This is a genomic window from Actinomadura darangshiensis (assembly GCF_004349235.1).
Taxonomy (GTDB): Bacteria; Actinomycetota; Actinomycetes; order Streptosporangiales; family Streptosporangiaceae; genus Spirillospora; species Spirillospora darangshiensis.
Window position 1 is genome coordinate 1 of the sequence record NZ_SMKY01000216.1, and the last position, 15649, is coordinate 15649.

A 15649-nucleotide genomic window follows, 5' to 3' on the forward strand; every position below is an offset into this window, starting at 1 on the left:
GTCTGGACGCGGGCGGTCTCCGCCGCGTCGAGCGGGACCTGGGGCGGGGCCGTCAGCGGGTGGTCGATGACGCCCAGCAGGTGCAGGGCCGCCTTGAAGGACCCCAGGGCGGACGAGCCGCGGCCCATGCGGGCGGGGGCACCGGCGTTGACGATGTCGAACAGGCGCAGGAGCCGTTCCTGTTCGGTACGGGCCTCGTCCCAGCGGCCGGCGCGGCAGTGGCGGTGGAGGCGGACGTAGCCGGCCGGATCCACGTTGCCGAGGCCCGGCACGACGCCGTGCACGCCCATGGCGAAGGCGGCGTCGACCGTGAGTTCGGAGCCGGTCAGCACGCTGAAGCCGGACGCTCCGGCGTCGCGGAGGGCGAGCATCAGGGTGCGCATGGCGCCGTCGTCGCCGCTGGAGTCCTTCACGCCGGCAAGCACGCCCTCGGACGCGAGGCGCAGCAGCATGCCGCCGTCCAGCTTGGAGTGCACCGAGACCGGCAGGTCGTAGGCGTAGACGGGCACCGGGACGGCGGCGGCGACGTCGCGCAGGTGGGCCTCGACCTCCACCGGGTGGGTGCGAGTGTAGAACGGCGCGGTCGCGACGACGCCGTCGCAGCCGACGTCCGCCGCGACCCGTGCGTGTTCGATCACCCGGAGCGTCGTCATGTCGATGACGCCGCCGAGGACGGGCACCTGGCCGGCGACGTGCTTGACGACCGTTTCGAGAACGGTGCGCCGCTGCGCGTCCGGCAGGAACGCGACCTCGCTGGTGGAGCCCAGCACGAAGAGCCCGTCCACGCCGGCGCCGACGAGGTGGTCGACGAGCCGTTCCAGGGACGGGACGTCCACCTCCAGGTCGGGGGTCAGCGGCGTGCAGACGGGCGGCACGACCCCCGTGAGGGGACCGGAGGGAGCGGGGGTCACGGAATCTCCTGGGAGACGGTGGACAGGGCGAGGTCGGACGGGTCGGTGATGGGGTGCAGGCAGCGGTACCGGTGCGCGGGGTCTCCGGCCGGGGTGAAGTCCGGCATCGCGTCGCCGCATTCGGCGGTGGCGCGCCAGCAGCGGGTCCGGAACGGGCATCCACTGGGCGGGTGGACGGCCGACGGGACGGGCCCGTCCAGCCGGATCGGCTCCATCGGGTCGAGCAGGCTGGGGGTCGCCGACAGCAGCGCCCGCGTGTACGGGTGGCGGGTGTCGCCGCGCGCGACCACGGCGGCCGGGGTCTCCTCCACGATCCGGCCGAGGTACATGGTGACGACCCGGTCGGACATGCGGCGGACCGTCTGGATGTCGTGCGAGACGAAGACCACCGACAGCCCGAGCCGGTCCTTCAGGTCGAGCATCAGGTTGAGGATCTGCGCCCGGACGGAGACGTCGAGGGCCGAGGTCGGCTCGTCCGCGACGAGCAGCGCCGGTTCCAGCGCGAGCGCGCGGGCGATGGCGACGCGCTGCCGCTGCCCGCCCGACAGCTGGCCGGGCAGCGCGGCGGCGAGCTGCGGCGGCAGCCCGACCAGCGACATCAGCTCGCGGACGCGCGCGTCCCGCTCGGCCGGTGCGCCCCGGCGGTGCACGTCGAGGGGGTCGCGCAGGATCGCCCGGACGGGCAGCCGCCGGTTGAGGGCGGTCGCCGGGTCCTGGAAGACCATCCCGACGGACGCGCCGAGCCGGGTGGCGCGGTCGCGGCGGCCGAGCGTGCCGAGGTCGTCGCCCTCGAACAGCACGGTGCCGGACGTGGGCCGCGTCAGTCCGACGAGCACCTTCGCGAGCGTCGACTTGCCGCAGCCGGACTCGCCGACGATCCCGACCGTCTCGCCGCGTCCGATCGCGAGGTCGGCGCCGGTCAGCGCGTGCACGGCGGCGCGGCGGAACGGGTTCCCGGCGCGGACGGGCAGCCGGACGTGCACGTTCCGCAGCTCCATGATCGGTGTGTTCATCGCGGCTCTCCCGCCTTGGCCGGGACATCGGCGGGCGCGCCGATCGGATGGTGGCAGGCGAACGCGTGCCGGTGCGGGTCACCGGACGCCTCCGGCCGGGTCGTCGCGCACAGATCGGTCGCGGCGGCGCAGCGGTCGGCGAACCGGCAGCCCGCCGGGAAGTGCGCCGGTGCCGGGACGACGCCGGGGATCTGCTCGGGACGTCCGCCCGCGGCCTCCAGCGACAGGACGGCGCCGAGCAGCCCGCGCGCGTAGTGGTGCCGGGCCGAGGCCACGAGGTCGGGCGTGGCACCGGCCTCGGCGACCTGCCCGCCGTACATCACGACGACCCGGTCGGTGACGTCGGCGACGAGCGCCAGGTCGTGCGAGACGAGGATCAGCGCGAAGCCGAGTTCGGCGCGGAGCCGCAGCAGCAGCCGCATGACGGCCGCCTGGACGGTGACGTCGAGCGCGGTGGTCGGCTCGTCCGCGACGACGAGGCGCGGGTCCCGCGACAGCGCCATCGCGATCAGCACCCGCTGCCGCTGCCCGCCGGACAGCTCGTGCGGGTAGGCGCGCAGCGTCCGGTCCGGGTCGAGGCCGACGAGGTCGAGCAGTTCGGCGGGGGTGCGGGTGCCGCCGCGCCGGGTGAGCTGGCGGAGCTGGGCGCGGATCGTCATCGCCGGGTTCAGCGAGGACAGCGCGTCCTGGTAGATCATCGCCATGTCGTGGCCGAGCAGCCGGCGGCGCTCGCGGGCGGGCATGGTGCGCAGGTCGCGGCCGTCGAACAGCAGCCGGCCGCCGATCCGGGCGCCGCGCGGCTCCAGCCCCATGACCGCCAGGCTGGTGAGGCTCTTGCCGCAGCCGCTCTCCCCGACCAGCCCGACGACCTCGCCGGGACGGACGTCCAGCGAGACCCCGTCGACGACGTCGAGGTCGCCGTAGCGGTCGGGGAACCCGATGGTGAGGTCGTCGACGCGCAGCAGCGGTTCCCCCTCAGGGAGAGGACGGGCCCGGCCGGCGAGCCTCCGTCCCGCCTCGCGCAGGTCGTCGGCGCCGCGCGGCACGGTGGCCACCGGACGGGCAGCGGGCTTGGCGCCCCCTTCGGGTTCGTCGCCGGAGCGGGCGGCGGGCGCGGCCCACGCGTCCGACACGCCCTCGGACAGGACGTTCAGCACCAGCACCGTGACCAGGATGAACAGGCCGGGGAAGAACGTGGCCCACCAGCCGCCCGCCAGCACCAGGGACTTGCCGTAGGCGATGACGCTGCCCCACGACGGGGCCGGGTCCTGGACGCCGGCGCCGATGAACGACAGGCTCGCCTCGAACACGATGGCGTTGGCGACGACGATCGTGCAGAACACCAGGATCGGCGCCGCGCAGTTGACCACGACGTGCCGGCGCAGGATGTGGCCGCGTCCCGCGCCGATCACGCGTTCCGCCGCGACGTAGTCCTCCCCGTACTGCGACAGGACGTTCGCCCGCACCACCCGCGCGACCTGCGGGACGTACAGGAACGCGATCGTGCCGATCAGCACCGGCAGGCTCTTGCCGAACACGGTGACGAGGACGGCGGCCAGCGCGACCGCCGGGAACGCCATGACCACGTCCAGGCCGCGCATGATGATCTCGTCCACGACGCGGTGCGCCGTGGCGGCGAGCGAGCCGAGCAGCGCCCCGGCGGCCAGCGCGAGCAGCGTCGCGCCGAGGCCGATGGCGAGCGACCAGCGCGCCCCGTGCAGGACGCGGGCGAACACGTCCCGGCCGACCCGGTCGGTGCCGAACCAGTGCTCGCCGGACGGCGCCTGGCTCGCGATGCCGGTGGTCAGCGGGTCGTGCCGGGCGATCAGCGGCGCGGCGAGCGCGGCGACGACGATCACCAGCAGCACGCCCAGCGCGATCCGGGACGCCGGCCGCAGCCGGCGCAGCCCCGAGGTCAGGGTTCCGCTCATCGGGCAACTCCCCTCAGCCGCGGGTTCGCGAACAGGTACAGGACGTCCACCAGCAGGTTGACCACCAGGAACGTCAGCGCGATGCCGAGCACGACGCCCTGCACGAGCGCCGGGTCGCCGGCCGTGACGCCCTGCATGATCAGGGTGCCGAGGCCGGGCAGCCCGAAGATCGCCTCGACCACGACGGCGCCGCTCAGCAGGTAGCCGATCTGCAGGCCGAGCACCGTCAGCGGGGTGATCAGCGCGTTCCGCAGGACGTTGCGCCCGACCACGACCACGCGCGGCAGCCCGCCGCCGATGGCGGTCCGCACGTAGTCGCGGTCGAGTTCCTCGACCATCGCGGTGCGCACCACCCGGGCGAGCAGCGACCCCACCGGGAACGCGATCGCGACCGCGGGCATGGTCAGGCTGCGCAGCCAGCCGCCCACCGAGTCGGCCGGGTTGACGTACCCGCCCGTCGGGAACCAGCCGAGCCGCAGCGCGAACTGCTGGATCAGCAGGATCCCCAGCCAGAAGGACGGCATCGCGACGCCCGCCATGGACAGCACCCGGATGGCCTGGTCCGGCCAGCGGTCCCGGAACAGCGCCGCGGTGACGCCGAGGACCGCCGCGAACAGCACGCCGAGCAGCACCGCGAGGACGGTGAGCTGCAGCGTGAGCGGGAACGCCGTGCCGATCGCGTCCGTGACGGACCGGCTCGGCGGCGCGGTCACCCCGAGGTCGCCGTGCGCCATGTCGCCGAGGAACCGGACGTAGCGGACGGGCAGCGGGTCGTCGAGGCCGTGCTCGACCGCGTAGACGTGCCGTGCCTGCGGCGTCGCCCCCTCGCCGAGCGCGTTGTAGGCGGGGTCGTTCGGGGAGAAGCGCAGCACGACGAAGACGAACAGCGTGATCCCCAGCACCATCGGCACGAGGGTCAGCAGCCGTCCCGCCGTCATGCGCAGGATCGTTGCCATGGGTGGCGTCCGTTCTGTCGGGCGGGCGGGACGTCAGGCGCGGCCGACGTCCAGGAACGACAGTCCCGTGGTCGCCATGGGCCGGAACCCGGGCAGCGCCTCGCGGTTCCAGCCGGTGACGAGCTTGCGGTGGAAGACCGGGTAGAGCGCGGCCTGCTCGGCGACGATGTCGATGGCCTGCTTCCACAGCGCGCGGCGGGCGCCCTCGCCGGCCTCCCGCGCCGCCTCGTCGAGCAGGCCGACGACCTTCTTCGCCTCGGCGGTGCCGGAGTTGAAGCTGCGGTGCTCGGGCCACGTCCCGACGTAGAACCAGCGCATCAGCAGGTCGCAGTCGTTGCCGAACACCGACGGGTCGCCGGGCGCGGCCATGACCTGGTACTTGCCGGTGTCGACGCGGTTGGAGTACTGCCCGCCGGACTGGCCGACGTTGAGCGTGGTGGAGACCCCGATCGCGTCCCAGCTCTGCTTGATCAGCGGCGCGCAGTCCTTGACGAAGTCGGTGTCGGTGGTGACCAGCTCGACCTTCAGGCCGCTGACGCCGGCGTCCGAAAGCAGCTTCCTGGCCTTGGCCGGGTCGTAGCCGTAGACGGTGGACGCCTTGACGTAGTCGGGGTGGCCGGCGGGCAGGAAGCTGGTCGCCGCGGCGGCGTTGCCGAGCAGCGCCGTCTTGATCAGCTTGCCGGTGTCGAGGCCGTAGTGCAGCGCCTGCCGGACGCGCACGTCGTCGAACGGCTCGACCTTGCAGTTGAACATCAGGAACAGCAGGCCGAAGCTCTGCACCGACTGGACCGCCGCGGCCTTCGACAGCGCCTCGGCGTTCAGGTAGGGGACGGCCTCGATCGCCTGGACGCGCTCCGACTGCAGCGCGGTGACGCGGGTGGACGGCTCGGCCAGCAGCAGCCAGGTCATCTTCGCGGCCTTCGCGGGACGCGGGCCGTTGTAGCCGTCGAACCTGGCGAACGACAGCCCGTCGGTGGCGCTCGCGGAGGCCAGTTCGAACGGGCCGGAGCCGACCGGCCGCGAGTCGAACTTCTTCTGGTCGGCCTGGACGAGCTTCCGCGGCACGACCTTGACCACCGACAGCCGCTCGGCGAACAGCGCGAACGCGTACTTGAGCTTGAACTCGACCGTGCTCGCGCCGACCTTCTTCACCCCGTCCAGGAACGGGAGGAACTGGATGAACAGCGACGCGTTCTTCTCGTCCAGGACGCGCTCGAAGCTGAACACGACGTCGTCGGCGGTGACCGCGGAGCCGTCGTGGAACTTGGCGCCGTCGCGGAGCGTGACCCGGTAGGTGGTGTCGTCCACCTTCTCGGGTTCGGCCTTGGCGAGCGCGTTGTAGGGCTTCCGGGTGATCGGGTCGAGGTCGACCAGGGACTCCAGCACGTGCAGGTTGGCGGCCACGGCGACGGCGCTGGAGGCCGTCATCGGATCGAATCCGCCCGACAGGGCGTAGGCGAGGGCGGCCTGGATGGTGTCCTTGGCTCCGCCGGACCCGCCGGACCCGGTGGAGGAGGGGCCGCCGCACGCGGCCAGGCCGGCGCTGATCGTCGCCGCCGCGCCGAGCAGTCCGGTGTAGCGCAGGAAGTCGCGGCGGTGCAGCTGGAGATCGGTCACGTCGTCTCCTGGAGTCAGGGGTGGGGGTTGCAGACTAGTTCCCCCGCAGGTCGCAGGGGAGGTAGGACATCCAACGTCGTTCGTCGGTGTACGGTAGGCGTCGGCACCGGCGAGGTCAAGTGCCGGGCCGCAGACGATTGGGGGAGCCGATGACCGCAGCGCGGGCCCGGGGCCGCGCGACGCGCGGGCGCAGCAGCCGGACCGAGGAGGTGCAGCAGCGGATCAAGCAGCTGATCCTGGAGCGCGGCCTCGCGGTGGGCGACCCGATGCCCACCGAGTTCGAGCTGGTGGACGAGCTCGACGTCAGCCGCAACTCACTGCGCGAGGCCCTGAAGGCGCTGCAGGCGGTCGGCATCGTGGAGATCAAGCACGGGTTCGGCATGTACGTCGGCAGCATGTCGCTCGGCGCGCTGGTCGACGAGCTGACCTTCCACGCCCGCATCTCCAAGCGGCAGGGCCGCGACGACCTGGCGCACCTGGTGGACGTCCGCGAGGTGCTCGAACGCGGCCTCGTCGAGCAGGTCATCGACCGCGGCCTGGCCGCCGGCACCACCGAGCTGGACGAGATCATGCGCCGCATGGACGACGAGGCCCGCGCCGGCTTCGTCACCCCGGAGACCGACCGCCTCTTCCACGAGCTGCTCTACCAGCCGCTCGCCAACCCGATCGTCAACCAGCTCCTCGGCGCTTTCTGGGACGTCTACCGGACCCTCCAGCACGACCTCGCCCCCGTCGAGCAGCAGGCCGCGGACGTCGCCCAGGGCCACCGCGACATCTACGAGGCACTGCGCTCCGGCGACCGCTCCGCCGCCGCCACGGCGATGGCCGCCCACTTCCGCGGCATCCGCGCCCGCCTGGAGGCCCGCGCGGACTGAAAGCTTGACGCCTCGGACCACCCGGTCTAGCTTCGCCTCCTGAAGGACATCCTACATCCTATGTCCTACAGAGAGGGTTGAGGCCATGCCCCGCATCCGCGCCGCCCTGACCGCCGTGGTCACCGTGCTGGCGTCGGCCGTCCCCGCACAGGCCGCCGCCGCACAGGCCGTCCCCGCACAGGCCGCCGCCGTGACGCAGGACTGCACGTCCAGCCGCATCCAGGAAACGGTCGTCAACCGGGCCTCCGCCGCGACGACCTTCACCCTGACCTGGCCCGGTACCGGCACCTGGACCGCCCGGGTCGCGGCCGGCGACAGCGCCCACTTCCACTTCACCAGGCCGTCCGGCACCGCCTACACGCTCCGGACGACGACGCCGGGGGGCTTCGACCAGACCGACACCGGCACCCTCGACTGCTCGAACGCGCTCAGCGTCCGCGCCGCCATGGACTGCGGCACCCCGCACCGGCTGCGCCTGATCCTGGCCAACGACTCCCCGGCGTCCCGCACCTTCACCGTCGCGTGGCCCGGCCGCCCCCACTCCCCCTGGACCGTCACCGTCCCCGCCGGCTCGGGCGACGACGACCTCTACTGGACGGTCCCGGACGGCACCCCGTACACCTTCGACGTCACCTCGGGCTCCTGGAGCGACACGGTCTCGGGCACTTCGGGCTGCGGCGCCGGCTCCGGCAAGCCCGGGATGAACGCCCAGACCGTCCTGACCACGTCCACCGCCATCGACGGCCTGGGGAAGGCGGCCAAGTCCGTCCGCATCCCGGCCCTGGCCGTCTCCGCCGACGGCACCGTGATCGCCACCATGGACGCCCGCGTGGACGGCAGCTACGACCTCGGCGGCGGCACCAACAACATCCAGATCGCCATGACCCGCAGCACCGACAACGGCGCGACCTTCTCCCACCCGAAGATCATCGCGAAGGCTCCGACGACGTCCCAGGGCTACGGCGACCCGAGCCTCCTCGTCGACCGCGGCACCGGAAAGATCTTCTGCTTCTTCACCTACTCCCCCAAGCCGGGCGTCGGCTTCAACGGCTCGACCCCGGGCGACACCTCCGCGACCTCCACCACCAACACCCATGTCCGCTACGTCACCTCGACCGACGACGGAACCACCTGGAGCACCCCCGTCGACCTGAATCCCCAGGTGCGCGAGCCCACCTGGGCAGGCATGTTCGCCTCGTCGGGCCACGGCATCCAGCTGGCGTCGGGCCGCCTCGTCCAGCCGATCGTCTACCGCGACGGCTCCGGCGACCACGCGTCCAACATCTACTCCGACGACCACGGCGCCAGCTGGCACAACGGCGCGACCGCCGGAACCGGCGTCAACGAAAGCAAGGCCATCCAGCGCTCCACCGGCCGCGTGGCCCAGAACATGCGCTCCAATTCCGGCGGCGACCGCTGGTACGCCACCGCCCAGAACGTCACATCGTCCTTCGGAACGTCCTGGAACAGCGGCCTGATCGACCCGGGCTGCAATGGCGACGAAATCTCCTACCTGCGCCCCACCACCGGAATCCCAGCCCTGACCGGCGTCGCCCTGCACAGCAACAACGCCGCACCATCCCGCACGGACCTGACCGTCCGCGTAAGCCGCGACGACGGCGCGAGCTGGCCCCACGAGGCCCTCATCAAGCCCGGAGCCGCCGGCTACTCGACCATGGCCGTCCTGGCGGACGACACCATCGCCACCCTCTACGAGGTAGGCGACACGGGCGGCATCGTCTTCACCCGCGCCACCCTCCCCTGGCTCGAATCCTGAAACACCCCGGGAAGGGCGGACGAGTCGGCCTGTAAGCCGGGTTCTGTGCCCGCCGTCCCTTGCGGGGCGGCGGGTGACGGCCATCCATCTCGGGCCGCCGTTGCCGGCGGCCTCCAGCGGTCTACCCGCAGGCTCGGGCGGGCCGCCCTCGGGCACCTGCGCGGGGCCTCTTGCGGGGCCCCTTCTTGACCTTGCTCCGGGTGGGGTTTACCGAGCCGCCCACGTCACCGTGGGCGCTGGTGAGCTCTTACCTCACCGTTTCACCCTTACCACCGGCGGACCGGTGGCGGTCTGCTTTCTGTGGCACTGTCCCGCGGGTCACCCCGGGTCGGCGTTACCGACCACCCTGCCCCGTGGAGCCCGGACTTTCCTCGACGGGGATCGCTCCCCGACGCGGCCGTCCGGCCGGCTCGTCCGCCGTGCGTCAAGGTTAGCGGCTCCTCAAGGGAGCTTGGTCAGGGCCTCGTCCAGGCGGGACTGGGGCAGGGTGCGGTCTTCCATCCGGCCGGAGAGGAAGCGGTCGTAGGCGGCCATGTCGAGGTGGCCGTGGCCGCAGAGGGCGGTGAGGATGACCTTGGGTTCGCCGGTCTCGGCGCAGCGGCGGGCCTCCTCGACGGCGGCGGCCAGGGCGTGGGTGGGTTCGGGGGCCGGGACGATGCCCTCCGTGCGGGCGAACAGGACGCCGGCCTCGAAGCATTCGCGCTGGGGCTTGGCCGTCGCCTCGAAGAGGTCCAGGTCGTACATGTGGGAGAGCAGCGGGGCCATGCCGTGGTAGCGGAGGCCGCCCGCGTGGATGGGGTCGGGGACGAAGTCGTGCCCGAGCGTGTGCATCTTGAGCAGCGGTGTGAAGCCGGCCGTGTCGCCGAAGTCGTAGGCGTAGTGGCCGCGGGTGAAGGACGGGCACGCGGCCGGCTCCACGGCGCGGATCGCCGGGTTCATGCGGCCCTGGAGCTTCTCGCGGAGGAACGGGAAGAACAGGCCGGCGAAGTTGGAGCCGCCGCCGGTGCAGCCGACGATGAGGTCGGGGGTGTCGCCGGCGAGGGCCAGCTGTTCGAGGGCCTCTTCGCCGATGACCGTCTGGTGCATGAGGACGTGGTTCAGGACGCTGCCGAGCGCGTAGCGCGTGTCGTCGGGGGCGGCCGACTCGACGGCCTCGCTGATCGCCATGCCGAGGGAGCCGGGCGAGTCCGGGTCGTCCGCCAGGATCTTCGCGCCGGACGAGGTGAGCGGCGATGGGCTGGCGTGCACCTGGGCTCCGTACAGCTCCATCATCGAGCGGCGGTACGGCTTCTGGTCGTAGGAGGCGCGCACCATCCAGACCTCGCAGTCGAGCGCGAACTGCGCGCACGCGAAGGCGAGGGCGCTCCCCCACTGGCCCGCGCCCGTTTCGGTCGTCAGGCGGCGCACACCCTGGCGCGCGTTGTAGTACGCCTGCGGGACGGCCGTGTTCGGCTTGTGGGAGCCGACCGGTGAGACGCCCTCGTACTTGACGTAGATGCGGGCGGGCGTGCCGAGCGCGCGTTCGAGGCGGTGCGCCCGGATCAGCGGGGTCGGACGCCAGAGCCGGTAGACCTCGCGGACCTCTTCCGGGATGTCGATGTAGCGCTCGCCGCTGACCTCCTGGGCGATGAGGTCCATCGGGAACAGCGGCGCCAGGTCGTCCGGCCCGACCGGCTCGCGAGTGCCCGGATGCAGGGGCGGGGGCGGCGGCGCGGGCAGGTCGGGGACGACGTTGTACCAGCGGCTCGGCAGCCTCGACTCGTCCAGCAGGATCTTCGTGGTCACGGTCCCCTCCCAGGTCGCCGCCTATCGCGCAGGGTAGGCGGCCGGGGATCGGGAGGGAAGGCCGGTTCCGGTCAGGCCGGCAGGTGGTGCGTGTCGTTGTAGGTCTGCAGGGTCGCGGGGCCGTCTGCGTACCAGTCGATGGACGACAGCGCCGCCACGTTCAGGTGCATCCGGTACAGGGACGACATGGGCGCGCCCAAGGCGTCCTTGACGAGGAGCTTGATGGGCGTGACGTGCGAGACGACCAGCACCGTCTGCTCGCGGTAACGGACCTTGAGCTTGTCCAAGGCCGTGCGGACGCGGCGCGACACCTGCGCGAAGCTCTCCCCGCCGGGCGGCGCGGCGTCCGGGTCGGCAAGCCAGGTCTTCATCTCGGCGGGCCAGCCCTTGCCCGCCTCGGCGAACGTGAGGCCCTCCCAGTCACCGAAGTCGGTCTCCCGGAAGCCGTCCTCGACGCGGACGTCCAGGCCGGTGACGGCGGCGACCTCCGCGGCGGTGTCGCGGCAGCGGGCCAGGGGCGAGGTGACGATCGCGTCCAGCCCGCGGTCCTTGAGGGCGAGGGCGGCCGACCGGGCTTGGGCGACGCCGTTCGCCGTGAGCGGGATGTCGCCGATCCCCGCGAAGCGCTTCTCGGTCGAAAGGGGCGTCTCGCCGTGCCGCAGCAGCAGCGTGGTCATGGGCGTGGACGAGACGGGACGCGGCGGCGGCTCGGGCTCCCCCGGCGTCTCCCCCACCTTGCGCGTCCACTGCTCGCCGCGGGCGGCGGCGTCCATGGCCTCGTTCGCGAGCCGGTCGGCGTGCGCGTTGCGGTTGCGCGGGATCCAGCCGTACGACACCGAGCCCAGCGCCGAGGCGAGGCCCCGGGCCTCCAGCGCCAGCGGCACCATGTCCGGGTGCTTGATCTTCCAGCGGCCGGACATCTGCTCCACGACCAGCTTGGAGTCCATCCGGACCTCGACGCGGGCGGACGGGTCGACCCCGGCCGCGGCCGCCAGCCCCGCGATCAGGCCCCGGTACTCGGCGACGTTGTTGGTGGCGTGCCCGATCGACTCGGCGACCTCCGCGAGCACCTCGCCGGTCAGCGCGTCCCGGACCAGCGCCCCGTACCCGGCCGGGCCGGGGTTGCCGCGCGACCCCCCGTCCGCCTCGACGACCAGCTTCCGGGCAGTGCCCTTGTGGGGGGACGACCCCCCACGCCCCCCGGCAACCGCACTCACAGACCGGACTCGGGCGTGCGGACGAGGATGCGGCGGCACTCCTCGCAGCGGATGACCTCGTCCTCGGCGGCGGCCCGGATCCGGTTCAGGTCGACGGTGTTGAGCGCCAGGTGGCAGCCCTGGCAGGCACCGCGGAACAGCTTCGCCGCGCCGACGCCGCCGAACTGGCCGCGCAGCTTCTCGTAGAGGGCGAGCAGGTCGTCCGGGACGTCCTTCGCGACGGCGGTGCGCGCGGCGCTGGCCGTCCCCGCCTCGTCGTCGATCTCGCGCTGGGCGGTGTCGCGGCGCCCGGCGAGCCCGGACAGCTCCTCGTGCGCGGACGACTGGTCGGTGCGGAGCGCGGAGACCTTGCCCTCCGCCTCCTCCGTCCGCTCCATGATCTCCAGCACGACCTCCTCCAGGTCGGACTGGCGGCGGTGCAGCGACTCGATCTCCGTCTGCAGGCTGCCGAGGTCCTTCGCCGACGTCACCTGGCCCGAGTCGAGCCGCTTCTGGTCGCGGTCGGCGCGGGTGCGGACCTGGTCGACGTCCTGCTCGGCCTTCTTCTGCTCCCGCTGCAGGTCGCCGACCTCGGTCTCGGCCGCCACGATCGCGTCGCGCAGCCCGGCCAGGCCTCCCTCCAGCCGCTCGATCTCCGCCAGCTCGGGCAGCGTCCGGCGGCGGTGCGCCAGCCGGTCCAGCGAGCTGTCGAGGTCCTGCAGGTCGATCAGGCGAACCTGGGCTTGCGGTGCGGCTTTCATCGGGCACCTCCGGCGCGGACGGCCACTCCTTCATGACGGCGCGGGGCCACGACGGCTCCCGACATTGACTTACTCAAGACCACTCCCGCTGTAAATTCCATGCTGTGAGGACACAAGTGCCGGGCGTACCCGGCCCCTGACCGAGCGGCGGTGCTGAACCGCACGCTCGGGTGTGTACGCCTGATGTGGAACAAGACGCCGGCCGCCTGTGGAGCGGCCGTGAGACCGGCGGGGGCACCTCCCGCGGGGCCGCCCGCCGTGAAGCAGGAAACCCGACCTGCGAGGGAAGGACTCCCCGCCCTGCCGGGCGACGGAGGAGGTCAAAGTGCTCCTTCTTCGTGAAGGCGCCACGCGTCGGTGACGAGCGCGGACACCCGTGTCTCCAACTTGCCCGCTTCCGGGGACGACCCGGCCAGGCGCCGCTCGGCGTCGGCGAGCCAGGGCCACTCGGTCGCCCAGTGCGCGGCGTCCACCAGGGCGGTTCCGCCCTCCTCGGCGAACTCCGACGCGGGGTGGTGCCGCAGGTCGGCGGTGAGATAGACGTCGGCGCCGGCCGCCCGCGCGGTGCCGAGCAGGGAGTCGCCGGCGCCGCCGCAGACGGCGACGGTGCGGACGAGCGCTTCGGGGTCGCCCGCCGCGCGGACGCCCCAGGCGGTGGACGGCAGCCCGGCGGCGGCCCGCCGCGTGAACTCCCGCAGCGTGACCGGCTCGGCCAGCTCCCCGATCCGGCCGAGGCCGCGGCGGGGATCGTCGTCGGCGGGGACAATCGGGCGCAGCCCGCCGGTGAGGCCGACGGCCCGCGCCAGCGCGTCCGACACCCCGGGGTCGGCGCGGTCGGCGTTGGTGTGCGCGGTGTGCAGGGCGATCCCGTTCGTGATCATCCGGTGGACGAGCCGTCCCTTGGGCGTGGTGGCGGCGACCGAGTGCACCCCGCGCAGCAGCAGCGGATGGTGCGTGACCACGAGGCCGGCGCCCCACTCCAGCGCCTCGTCGATCACGGCGGCGACGGGGTCGACGGCGAACAGCACCCGCCCGACCTCCTGGTCCGGGTCGCCGCAGACGAGGCCGACTGCGTCCCAGGGCTCCGCCCACGAGGGTGGATAAAGCTCCTCCAGAGCCGTGATGACATGGGATAGGCGCACGTCCCGCAGGCTACCGCGCCGAGCCGCTCCCAACGAGCCACCGAGCGTCACCACGGGACGCCTGGGTCTGTAACGATATGGACGGGACAGTAAGCCCGACCCCAGTGCACTACCGAGGGAGGAACGCCATGTCGGCTTCCGGCGCCGCCGCGGAACCGGAGCCCATCGAGCCCGTCGAGCCGCTCAAGCCCGTCGAGCCTGCCGGACCGGTCGCGGAACGTCCGTTCATGCCCGGCTACGGCATCCAGGGACCGGACGAGGGAAGCGGCCTGCTCCCCTGGTCCTGGGCCGTGGAGCGGCTCCGGGCCGCCCGGAACTTCTGGGTGTGCACGGTGCGGCCGGACGGACGCCCGCACGCCATGCCGGTGTGGGGCGCCTGGTCGGGCGAGGCGCTGCTGTTCAGCAGCGCCGTCCCGTCCCGCAAGATGGTGAATCTGCGGCTGAACCCGCAGGTCGTCGTCACCACCGAGGAGGCCGAGAACCCGGTCGTCATCGAGGGCCGCGCGCAGATCCTCACCGAGCACAAGGATCTCCAGCGGTTCATCGACCTGGTCAACTCCAAGTACGCCACGCGCTATCGTGTCGATTTCCTGGACCCCGAGGTGAACGCGACGGTAGCGGTGCGGCCACAGGCGGTGTTCGGGCTCCGCCAGGGAGATTTCACCGGTTCTCCCACCCGGTGGTCGTTCATAACCTGAATGTCCGCTGGGATCATTCTGGAGACTCATCGCGTTGGAGAGTGTGTGAAGTCACCCTTTCGCCGCCGCAAGCGCGTCAAGGGCCGTCCGATGGGCAACCGCCCGGAGGCGGCCGAGCCGGAGACCATCGAGTGGCCCCGCGAGGGGACGGGCAAGTCGTCCCTGATGGGCGCCATCCGCGGCGACGGCGAGACCGGCGCCGGCTTCGGCGGCGGCATGTTCGAGGACCTCGCCTCCGCGTTCGAGGGCTCCAAGAAGGTCAAGCAGGAGGAGCAGGAGCGGCAGAAGGTGCTGCGCCAGGACGACCACGAGCAGACCGGATCCGGCAGCGTCCGCGACGACCTGGACTCGGGCCGGATCCGCATCCGCCGAACCCCGCCCGCCGAATGACTCGAACATAAGTTCGAACGAGGGTTATCCTGTCCTCGTGAGCACCTACGTCCCGCCCGGCTGGCCCTCGCAGGTGCACCCACCGGGCACCGACCGCTTCGAGGACACCGCCCTCGCCTGGCTGCTCGAGCTCGTCCCGCCCGAGTACCGGCGCTACGGCGTCCTGCGCCGCTACCCCATCGCCCTCGCCCGGATGGCCCGCCACCACGTGACCGCGTCCGTGGAGGCGGCCCGGGAGGGCTTCCGGACGGCCCGCGTCGACCTCGGCGACACCGTCCCGCCGCACGGCATCGAGTCCGTCCTGGACGCCTACCGCCGCGAGGGCGCCCGCCTCGTCGCCGTCCTGCACGCCATCGAACTCGTCGAGACGGCCCTGCGCGGCCTCGCCGAGCCGGACGATCCCGCCCATCGCCGCCCCTTCACCCCCAAGCTGTGACCGCCGTGTTGACGCTGTGTCGCGACGTGCGCAAGCCTTGACCTGTTCCTGACGGGAGGCGGGTTTCCGGTGAGCGCACCACCCGGTTGGTACCCAGACCCAGAGTGGATGGGCCGCGAACGCTACTGGGACGGCCAGACCTGGTCCGACCAGTCCCGCCC

At 72.5% G+C, this 15649-nt stretch carries 15 protein-coding genes, 1 other RNA gene and 1 pseudogene; 7 read left to right on the forward strand and 10 right to left on the reverse strand.

Annotation, left to right across the window (positions count from 1 at the left end):
• The 5 genes from E1293_RS33490 to E1293_RS33510 form a co-directional block, all read right to left on the reverse strand.
• Positions 1-911: dihydrodipicolinate synthase family protein (locus E1293_RS33490; protein ID WP_165978512.1), on the reverse strand; the 911-nt coding region annotated here is incomplete at its 3' end.
• Positions 908-1924, reverse strand: a complete 1017-nt coding sequence (locus E1293_RS33495; RefSeq protein WP_132201785.1) for an oligopeptide/dipeptide ABC transporter ATP-binding protein — start codon at positions 1922-1924, stop codon at positions 908-910. The genes E1293_RS33490 and E1293_RS33495, both read right to left, overlap by 4 nt.
• Positions 1921-3855 (reverse strand): dipeptide/oligopeptide/nickel ABC transporter permease/ATP-binding protein, encoded by a 1935-nt coding sequence (locus E1293_RS33500; RefSeq protein WP_132201787.1) that lies wholly within the window; start codon positions 3853-3855, stop codon positions 1921-1923. The genes E1293_RS33495 and E1293_RS33500 overlap by 4 nt, the downstream gene beginning before the upstream one ends.
• Complete coding sequence (locus E1293_RS33505) at positions 3852-4811, reverse strand: ABC transporter permease (protein ID WP_132201789.1); 960 nt, start codon at positions 4809-4811, stop codon at positions 3852-3854. Before E1293_RS33505 ends, E1293_RS33500 begins: the two co-directional genes overlap by 4 nt.
• A gap of 33 nt (positions 4812-4844) precedes the next feature.
• Entirely contained in the window at positions 4845-6428 is a 1584-nt protein-coding gene (locus tag E1293_RS33510; protein WP_132201791.1) for an ABC transporter substrate-binding protein, read from the reverse strand.
• 149 nt (positions 6429-6577) lie between these two features.
• On the opposite strand from E1293_RS33510, the gene E1293_RS33515 reads away from it, so the two are divergent.
• Positions 6578-7303: a FadR/GntR family transcriptional regulator gene (locus E1293_RS33515; protein WP_132201793.1), complete on the forward strand. Its 726-nt coding sequence runs from the start codon at positions 6578-6580 to the stop codon at positions 7301-7303.
• Between the two features lie 85 nt (positions 7304-7388).
• A complete protein-coding gene (locus E1293_RS33520; protein ID WP_132201795.1) occupies positions 7389-9080 on the forward strand; it encodes a sialidase family protein in 1692 nt (563 codons plus the stop codon).
• A 16-nt stretch (positions 9081-9096) separates the two neighbouring features.
• Here E1293_RS33520 and rnpB read toward each other — a convergent pair.
• From rnpB to E1293_RS48830, 4 genes are all read right to left on the reverse strand, one after another.
• An RNA gene (rnpB, locus tag E1293_RS33525) (RNase P RNA component class A) lies at positions 9097-9493 on the reverse strand.
• 28 nt (positions 9494-9521) lie between these two features.
• Positions 9522-10865, reverse strand: coding sequence for a TrpB-like pyridoxal phosphate-dependent enzyme (locus E1293_RS33530; RefSeq protein WP_132201797.1), 1344 nt, complete (start codon positions 10863-10865; stop codon positions 9522-9524).
• A 71-nt stretch (positions 10866-10936) separates the two neighbouring features.
• Positions 10937-12082 (reverse strand): bifunctional RNase H/acid phosphatase, encoded by a 1146-nt coding sequence (locus E1293_RS48825; protein ID WP_207939238.1) that lies wholly within the window; start codon positions 12080-12082, stop codon positions 10937-10939.
• Entirely contained in the window at positions 12079-12822 is a 744-nt protein-coding gene (locus tag E1293_RS48830; RefSeq protein ID WP_207939239.1) for a zinc ribbon domain-containing protein, read from the reverse strand. Before E1293_RS48830 ends, E1293_RS48825 begins: the two co-directional genes overlap by 4 nt.
• Before the next feature lie 120 nt (positions 12823-12942).
• Here E1293_RS48830 and E1293_RS33540 point away from each other — a divergent pair.
• Positions 12943-13164: pseudogene (locus E1293_RS33540) on the forward strand (helix-turn-helix domain-containing protein); the annotation flags it as partial.
• On the opposite strand, the gene E1293_RS33545 reads toward E1293_RS33540, so the two are convergent.
• Positions 13143-13964, reverse strand: a complete 822-nt coding sequence (locus tag E1293_RS33545) for a Nif3-like dinuclear metal center hexameric protein (protein ID WP_132201799.1) — start codon at positions 13962-13964, stop codon at positions 13143-13145. The pseudogene E1293_RS33540 and the gene E1293_RS33545 overlap by 22 nt on opposite strands.
• Positions 13965-14092: 128 nt before the next feature.
• Between E1293_RS33545 and E1293_RS33550 the strand changes: the two genes are divergently transcribed.
• From E1293_RS33550 to E1293_RS50835, 4 genes are all read left to right on the forward strand, one after another.
• Positions 14093-14662, forward strand: a complete 570-nt coding sequence (locus E1293_RS33550) for a pyridoxamine 5'-phosphate oxidase family protein (RefSeq protein ID WP_132201801.1) — start codon at positions 14093-14095, stop codon at positions 14660-14662.
• 45 nt (positions 14663-14707) lie between these two features.
• On the forward strand, positions 14708-15052 hold the full coding sequence (locus tag E1293_RS33555) for a DUF6191 domain-containing protein (RefSeq protein WP_132201803.1): 345 nt from the start codon (positions 14708-14710) through the stop codon (positions 15050-15052).
• A gap of 37 nt (positions 15053-15089) precedes the next feature.
• Positions 15090-15488, forward strand: coding sequence for a hypothetical protein (locus E1293_RS33560; protein ID WP_132201805.1), 399 nt, complete (start codon positions 15090-15092; stop codon positions 15486-15488).
• A gap of 69 nt (positions 15489-15557) precedes the next feature.
• Positions 15558-15649: DUF2510 domain-containing protein (locus tag E1293_RS50835; RefSeq protein ID WP_165978513.1), on the forward strand; the 92-nt coding region annotated here is incomplete at its 3' end.